Source organism: Rhodococcus sp. IEGM 1351 (genome assembly GCF_030056875.1).
In the GTDB taxonomy this organism is placed as follows: Bacteria; Actinomycetota; Actinomycetes; order Mycobacteriales; family Mycobacteriaceae; genus Rhodococcus_F; species Rhodococcus_F opacus.
The window spans coordinates 24,634-32,388 of sequence record NZ_JASHKU010000035.1; the positions used below are offsets into that span (position 1 = coordinate 24,634).

General features: G+C 67.6%; 7 protein-coding genes and 1 pseudogene. 3 read left to right on the plus strand and 5 right to left on the minus strand.

What is annotated here, in order from left to right; genetic code table 11:
- Positions 1–6 precede the first annotated feature (6 nt).
- Positions 7–534 carry a GNAT family N-acetyltransferase gene (locus QM806_RS36595; RefSeq protein WP_120659637.1) on the plus strand — a complete coding sequence of 176 codons (528 nt, stop codon included), beginning with the start codon at positions 7–9 and terminating at the stop codon, positions 532–534.
- A gap of 53 nt (positions 535–587) precedes the next feature.
- Positions 588–1,007, plus strand: a complete 420-nt coding sequence (locus QM806_RS36600) for a hypothetical protein (RefSeq protein WP_283294645.1) — start codon at positions 588–590, stop codon at positions 1,005–1,007.
- A 15-nt stretch (positions 1,008–1,022) separates the two neighbouring features.
- Here QM806_RS36600 and QM806_RS36605 read toward each other — a convergent pair.
- Positions 1,023–2,469 (minus strand): annotated as a pseudogene (locus QM806_RS36605) (MFS transporter).
- Between the two features lie 86 nt (positions 2,470–2,555).
- Positions 2,556–3,524: a hypothetical protein gene (locus QM806_RS36610; RefSeq protein ID WP_283294647.1), complete on the minus strand. Its 969-nt coding sequence runs from the start codon at positions 3,522–3,524 to the stop codon at positions 2,556–2,558.
- A 366-nt stretch (positions 3,525–3,890) separates the two neighbouring features.
- Between QM806_RS36610 and ubiG the strand changes: the two genes are divergently transcribed.
- On the plus strand, positions 3,891–4,724 hold the full coding sequence (ubiG, locus tag QM806_RS36615; RefSeq protein ID WP_133986172.1) for a bifunctional 2-polyprenyl-6-hydroxyphenol methylase/3-demethylubiquinol 3-O-methyltransferase UbiG: 834 nt from the start codon (positions 3,891–3,893) through the stop codon (positions 4,722–4,724).
- On the opposite strand, the gene QM806_RS36620 is transcribed toward ubiG, so the two are convergent.
- The 3 genes from QM806_RS36620 to QM806_RS36630 form a co-directional block, all read right to left on the minus strand.
- Positions 4,721–5,569, minus strand: a complete 849-nt coding sequence (locus QM806_RS36620; RefSeq protein ID WP_005561875.1) for a 3-hydroxybutyryl-CoA dehydrogenase — start codon at positions 5,567–5,569, stop codon at positions 4,721–4,723. The genes ubiG and QM806_RS36620 overlap by 4 nt on opposite strands.
- Before the next feature lie 74 nt (positions 5,570–5,643).
- A complete protein-coding gene (locus QM806_RS36625) occupies positions 5,644–6,804 on the minus strand; it encodes an acyl-CoA dehydrogenase (RefSeq protein ID WP_283294651.1) in 1,161 nt (386 codons plus the stop codon).
- A 172-nt stretch (positions 6,805–6,976) separates the two neighbouring features.
- Complete coding sequence (locus tag QM806_RS36630) at positions 6,977–7,675, minus strand: TetR family transcriptional regulator (RefSeq protein ID WP_133986173.1); 699 nt, start codon at positions 7,673–7,675, stop codon at positions 6,977–6,979.
- Positions 7,676–7,755: the final 80 nt, after the last annotated feature.

The following is a 7,755-nucleotide window of genomic DNA, read 5'->3' on the forward strand; positions in this document are numbered from 1 at the left end:
CTCCCCATGGTGCGCCGCGGTCCAGGCAGCGGGGTGCTCGTTGCGATTTCTCGCACCGGATTCGGCATACTCGAGCCCGTGTACATCGAAGTCGACGACCTGTCCCGTGAGGCCGTGCACGGTCTGCTGGCCGAGCACCTGGCGGACATGCATGCGACGTCGCCGCCCGAAAGTGTTCACGCCCTCGATCTGCCCGGTTTGCGGGACCCGTCGGTCACCGTGTGGACGCTGTGGGACGAGGAGACCGTGCTGGGAACCGTGGCTCTGCGTGAGCTCTCGCCGGCCGAAGGTGAGATCAAGTCGATGCGGACTGCCGCGGAGGCGCGCGGGCGGGGTGTGGCCACCCGGCTCCTCGCGCACCTGGTCGACGAGGCGCGGGCACGCGGGTACGTCCGGCTCAGCCTCGAGACCGGCGTCGAGGATTTCTTCGCCCCGGCCAGGCGTCTGTACACCGAGCAGGGCTTCACCGAATGTCCCCCGTTCGGGGACTACGGCAACGATCCGAACAGCATCTTCTTCACACTCTCCCTGTGACGGCCCTGTCCGTGCGACACTTTCCGCCACGCACCTCGATATACGGAGAACTCATGGACATCATGCGCAAGGTCGCAGTCGGGGCCGTCGCGGTGGCCGGCCTGTCTTTCTTCGCCGCGGGGACGGCCGCAGCGGACCCGGTGCCGGCGCCCATGCCGCCGCCGCTACCTGCGCCCATGCCGGTCCCGTTGCCCGCCGGCACGTACCTCGGCACCACCAACGTTCTCGGTGGTGACCTGATCTGGAAGGGCAAGACGTTCGGACCCGGGTGGGTCATGGACAACTTCGGGGTGTTCTTCCCGTACATCTTCGGCATGACCACTCCGGAAGCGAGCGGTTCCCTCGTCACCGACTACAGCCCCTCCGGGCTTCCTTTCCTGACCGACCGGATCACGCCGAGGCCCGACGGGACCTACGAGGGCACCGTCTACATCAACGGCAACCCGGTGGCGGGGTACGCCCTCCGCAAGTAGGCAACCGGCAAGGGGCTACACCTTCGACGGCGCGAGCGGTTCGGGAATCGAGTTCGGCGCCGCGAGGGTGGCGCGACGGGTGGGAATGGCCAGCGTGATGGCCGCGGCGACGAGTGCGACACCGCAACCGATCAACAGGCCGGTTCGGAAGCCGCCCTCGGTCGGCAGGGTGTGGCCGGCGACCTGGACGCTCATCTGGGCGAGGACCACTCCGACGACGGCCGCGGACACCGCGGTGCCGACCGAGCGCATCAGGGAGTTGACGCTGTTGGCGGAGGCGGTCGCCGACTGCGGCACGGCGCTCATCACCAGAGCGGGCATCGCGCCGTAGGCCAGACCGACACCCGAGCCGCAGATGCAGGTCACCACGACCAGGCCCCACGTCGACCCCATCAGGAACATCGACGATCCGTAGCCGAGCGCGATGACGAGGCTTCCGACGAGCAGGGTGACCTTCGGTCCGCGGGTGGACGACAGCTTGGCGCCGAAGGGGGAGACCGCCATCATCATCAGACCCGAGGGGGCCATCCACAGGCCCATGGCCAGCATCGACTGTCCCAGGCCGTATCCCGTCGACGCCGGCAACTGCAGGAGCTGCGGAAACGATCAGGGACTGGGCGTACATGGCGAAGCCGACCACGACGGACGCGGCGTTGGTCAGCAGTACCTGACGGCCGGCGATCACCCGCAGGTCGACCAGTGGTTCGGGAGTGCGGAGTTCCCACCAGCCCCAGGCCGTCAACGCGACGGCAGTGGTCGCGAACAGACCGAGGGTGGTGCTGCTCGCCCAGCCCCAGTCGGCGCCCTTGGACACCGCCAGCAGCAGGGACACCAGTCCGACACCGAGTCCGACTGCGCCGATGGGATCGAAGCGGGCCTTGGGACCGTGGACGGGCGTGGCGGGCACGAAGAACCAGAGCAGCACGGCGATCAGCGCGCTGAGCCCGGCGGCGCCCCAGAACAGCACGCGCCAGCTCGCATTCTCGGCGACCGTTGCGGCGAGCGGCAGGCCGAGGGCGCCGCCGATGCCCATGGACGAGCTCATCAAGGCGATGGAGGAGTGCAGGCGCTCGGGCGGCAGCAGGTCCCGCAGTGCGCTGATTCCCAGCGGAATCATGCCCACACCGATGCCCTGCAGCCCTCGGCCGATCACCATCGGGGCCAGGGACGTCGCGAGTGCGCAGACCACCGAGCCGAGGACGAGCGGCACCGTGCAGATCAGCATCATTCGCCGCTTGCCGTACAGGTCGCCGAGACGTCCGGTGACCGGTGTCGCCACGGCGCCGGCGAGCAGCGTCGCGGTGATCACCCACGATGCGTTGGAGGCGGTCGTGTCGAGCAGTCGGGGGAGGTCGCCGATCAGCGGCACCACGAGGGTCTGCATGAGCGCGGCGACGATGCCGGTGAATGCCAGGACGGCGATGAGGCCGCCTGGCCGGACGGCGGGCGTCGGACTGTCCACACGAATCTCCTCAACTCTGCGAAACACAATTTGTGCACCATACACAGCGTATGCATGGTGCACAACGTATGTATCGTGCAATGAGCTCAGGTGGGGCGTTTTCCGAGGTGAGCGGCGGCGAGACCGCACGCGACCACGGCAGCCACGGACAGTCCGGTCGATGTCCACGCCCACGAGTCCGGCCCCAGCGTCCTCTCGGATTCGACGAGCGGCGCATACGCCGTCCACCCGTAGTCGGCGATCAGCGGGACGGCCAGCGCGGCAGGCACCGCCAGTGATGTCGCGGTGACCGGCTCGCTCGACGGCAGACTCGACGCGACCGTGTACGAGGCCGCGAGCGGAAGGAGGAGCCACGTCGCCCCGACGTGCAGGTTGTCCCACGGCGGGTGCTCGAACAACGCCGACGCGGCCACGACTGCGAGCGCCGCGATGCCGAGCACCGGGTGCGGGAAGCGCCGGCCGAGCACGGCGCCCGTCAGCACGAGCGCCGCGGGCACCAGCAGCCACGGCCAGGAATCCGGGAACGCCGCCACACCGATGTCCCCCGCGGCGACGAACGCCATTGCGGCGAGCAACACGATCCCGGTGCGGCTCTCCAGCCACAGCGAGGCGGCGATCACCGCCACGACCAGGACGAGTCCGAACATCCACCTGCCGTGCATCGCGCCGTAGGTGCCCACGTTCCAGACACGTCGAACGAACCACCAGTACAGCACCAGCCCGATCAGCGGCAGGACGATCCCGACGACGAGGGCGCGCGCGCTCGCCGCGACGTCCGTCCGCTCACCGAAGTCGCCGGACGCCAGCGTGACGGCCAGAACTACGCACGTGAGCGCGAGGACGGTCAGCGCCACCGGATCGACTGCGGGTGCCGGAAGGTAATCGGCGTAGCGCCGGGGAAAAGACGTCCGGAAGTGGTCGATCGGTCCGGCGAGGAGGAGTCCGGCGAGAACCCCCGCCGCGAGTGCGGTCTGCAACCATGCCCGGTCGGCGGTGGCGCACAGTCCGACGAGGCCGCCGAGCAGCAGGCCCGCACCGACTCCGCCGAGGTACACCTCGAAATCCCACGGCCCCGTCGACGGAGGACACCCAGCAGCGCGAGACCGGCGAACGACAGCGTCGACAGGACCCGGCGGGCACGAACCAGCGCTGCCACCAGGACGGCGACGACCGCAGCCAGGAAGGCACCGGCGGCCGGCCCGGCATACAACGCGTCCAGGCGGTCGCCGCCGACCACGAACGCGAACTCCCTGGACGTGGTGGACGTCAACGCAATTCCCGTGACGAACCCGCCCAGCAGCAGGCACACGTGCGAGACCCTGAATGTCATCCTCTGAGCATCGCGTAAGGGCACCGGCCTTGAAGTGACCGACGCTCAGGAGAAGGCTGGAGGTCGTCGCTGTGCCGTCGGCAGAGAAGGGGTGGTCCGCTTGGTCATCGACAACGACGTCTACAACCGTGTGGGGGAGTCGTGGTGGGAGGAAGACAACCCACTCAACCTGCTGCACGGAAGCCTCACGCCGGGACGATTCGCCTACTTCCGTAAGGTGCTCGGCGAGACGGTCGGTCGTGACCATCACGGGCTCCGCGCCCTCGACGTCGGGTCGGGCGGTGGGTTCCTCGCGGAAGAGTTCACCCGCATCGGTTTCCGGGTGACGGGCATCGATCCGTCCCCTGTGTCGGTCGACACCGCACGGCGTCACGCAGCCGGTTCGGCCCTCGACATCGAGTACCGCATCGGGTCGGGTGAACAGCTGCCGGTACCGGATGCCGCGTTCGACGTCGTCTACTGCTGCGACGTCCTCGAGCACGTGTCGGATCTCGACGGCGTGATCGCCGAGACGTCCCGGGCGCTGAAACCGGGCGGCCTGTACCTGTTCGACACCATCAACCGCACATTCGCCAGCAAGCTCGTCGCGATCAAGATCATGCAGGAGTGGCGGATGACCCGGATGTTCGACACTCCCATCCACGACTGGTCGATGTGTATCCGCCCCGCGGAGCTGGAGCCGATCATGGCGCGGCACGGACTGCGGCTCGGCGAGATCGTCGGGCTCGGGCCGCGGTCGAAGAATCCGCTCCGGCTCCTCGACCTCGCCCGGGCCGGCGGAACACGGCTCAGTTACGGGGAGTTGAGCCGCCGGCTCGACTTCGGGCAGATCCGGAGTACGGCCATCTCCTACATGGGATTTGCGGTCAAGAACGGCGAAAGCCCGCCGCGACGACGCGACGGGCTTCCGGACGGGCGTGACTAGCTGTAGTCGTAGAAGCCCTTACCGCTCTTCTTGCCGAGCTGTCCGGCGTCCACCTTGCGCTTGAGCAGCGTCGGGGGAGCGTAGTGCGGCTCGGCGAACTCCGCGTACAGCGACTCCGCCGCGGCGAGGGTGATGTCGAGACCGACGGTGTCGATCAGCGTCAGCGGGCCCATCGGGTAACCGCAGCCGCCCTTCATGGCCTCGTCGATGTCCTCGGCGGTGGCGTAACCCGACTCGAGCATCCGGACCGCCGACGTGAGGTACGGGATGAGCAGCGCGTTCACGATGAAACCCGCACGGTCCCCGGCCCGCACCGTCTTCTTGCGCAGCGTGTTCTTCGCGTAGTCGGTGACCGCGAGGACGGTCTCCTCCGACGTGACCAGGCTGACCACGATCTCCACCAGCGGCATCACCGGCACCGGGTTGAAGAAGTGGACACCCACGACCTGCCCGGGACGCTGCGTGGCGTTGGCCATCTTGATCAGCGGGATGGACGACGTGTTGGACGCCAGGATGCCCGACGGCTTCACGATCTTGTCGAGCTTCTGGAAGATGTCGACCTTGAGCGACTCGATCTCCGGCGCCGCCTCGATCACGAGGTCGCGGTCCGCGAACTCCTCGATGTCGAGGGTGACCCGCACGCGGGCGAGCGCGGCATCCGCGGCGTCCTGGTCGAGCTTGCCCGCCTTGACCCCGCGAGCCAGGGACTTCTCGATGCGGGCCTGCGCGGCCTCGGCGAATTCCGGCTTGGTCTCGAGGATGAGAACCGAGCTACCGGCCTTGATGCATACCTCGGCGATGCCGGCACCCATGGTGCCGCCGCCGATCACGCCTACTAGTTCCACAAATTCTCCTCACGTAGCCGTGCGCCTTTTTGGTAGCGGGAGCTACCAAAAAGGCGCACGGGCGGCGTAGCCGCCTACTTCAACAGTGCACGCGACATCACGACGCGCTGGATCTGGTTGGTGCCTTCGTAGATCTGAGTGATCTTCGCATCACGCATCATCCGCTCGACAGGGAAGTCGGTGGTGTAGCCGGCGCCACCGAACAGCTGGACGGCGTCGGTGGTGACCTCCATCGCGACGTCGGAGGCGAAGCACTTGGCGGCCGCGGAGATGAAACCGAGGTTCTTCTCGCCGCGCTCGGCGCGGGCCGCGGAGGTGTAGACCATGAGGCGTGCGGCCTCGACCTTCATCGCCATGTCGGCGAGCATGAACTGCACGGCCTGGAAGTCGCTGATCGACTTGCCGAACTGCTTGCGGTCCTTGGTGTAGGCGAGAGCGGCGTCGAGGGCGCCCTGTGCGAGGCCGACTGCCTGCGCGCCGATGGTGGGACGGGTGTGGTCGAGGGTCTGCAGCGCCGTCTTGAAGCCGGTGCCGGGCTCGCCGATGATGCGGTCGCCGGGGACCTTGCAGTTCTCGAAGTAGAGCTCCGCGGTGGGCGAGCCTTTGATGCCGAGCTTCTTCTCCTTCGGTCCGACGACGAAACCCTCGTCGTTCTCGTGGACCATGAACGCGGAGATGCCGTTGGCGCCCTTGTCTGCGTCGGTGACGGCCATGACGGTGTACCAGCTGGATTTGCCACCGTTGGTGATCCAGCACTTGGAGCCGTTGAGGATCCAGTCGTCGCCGTCGGCCTTGGCGCGGGTGCGCATGCTGGCGGCGTCCGAACCGGCTTCACGCTCGGACAGTGCGTAGGACGCCATGGCCTTGCCGGACGCGAGCTGCGGCAGGACCTGCTGCTTGAGTTCCTCGGACCCGTTGAGGATGAGGCCCATGGTGCCGAGCTTGTTGACGGCGGGGATCAGGGACGAGGAGCCGCAGACGCGGGCGACCTCTTCGATGACGATGCAGGTGGCGACGGAGTCGGCGCCCTGGCCGTCGTATTCCTCGGGGACGTGGATGGCGTTGAACCCGGAGTTCACGAGGGCGACGCGGGCCTCCTCGGGGAAGCGTGCATCCTCGTCGACTTCCTTCGCGTAGGGTGCGATCTCCTTCTCGGAGAGCGCGCGGATCGCGGACCGCAGTTCGTCGTGCTCTTCACCGAGCTTGAACAGATCGAAGTCCGGATTTCCGGCCATGGGGCGCTCCTTGCTGAGTCTCGACGGCACCGAGTCTGAATAGGCACTCCGTGCCAAGGTCATTGTCGTTCAGGTGGGCCGCAACGTTCGTGGTCGGCAAACTACTGCCACTACAGTGCAGTCAACCACGGCACTGAGTGCCAGTCAAGGGTGGTTGTCGTCACCCGGCCACTCAGCCCCGGCGCCGGGACAGCTGGGACTGGATACGCCCGGTGATCTCCTCCACCGGCGTTCCCGGCGGGTACGACACCACCAGCACCGCGTCCTGTTCCTGCGTCGATGCCCCCGGAGCGACGCCGAACGTCCGGCGCACGTCGAGGAGGGCCCGCTCGAGTTCCTCGGCGGTCGCGTCGGGGTCGCCCTTGATCATGTTCCGGAGCAGGAAGTTGTGGCACGCGGTGACGGCGGCCGCGAATCCGATGACCTTCAGGACCGGCTCGGTGGGTACGACCCCGCGCAGGTAGTCGACGAACAACCGCTCGTAGCGGAAGCCGGTGACGATCTCCCGGTCGCGCAGGGCGGGAACCCGCTGGACCACCTGGTACCGGCGAGCCGACAACTCCCGGTTCTCGCGAAACCTGTCGAAGACCAGGCCCGCCGTCCTGCAGACCGCCGCCCACGGGTCGTCGGAATCCGTGGACAGATAATCGCCTGCCTGCTGCAACAGCGATTCGTGATCGGCGAAGATCACGTCCTCCTTGGAGCGGAACTGGCGGAAGAACGTCCGCCGGGACACGCCCGCGGCGGATGCGATCTGCTCGACGGTCGTCGCCTCGTACCCGTTCTCGGAGAACAGCCGGATGGCCTGCGCCACCACGTGGACGCGGAAGTCCGCGGGATCGATGCCGGGTGTGTCGACGCGCTCGGTCATGGGGCCCAGTATCCATTGGCGGCTTTTGTCCCGCAGTGCCCTGGACCCGGCGCGTCCGAGGGGCGGATACTCGAAACAGT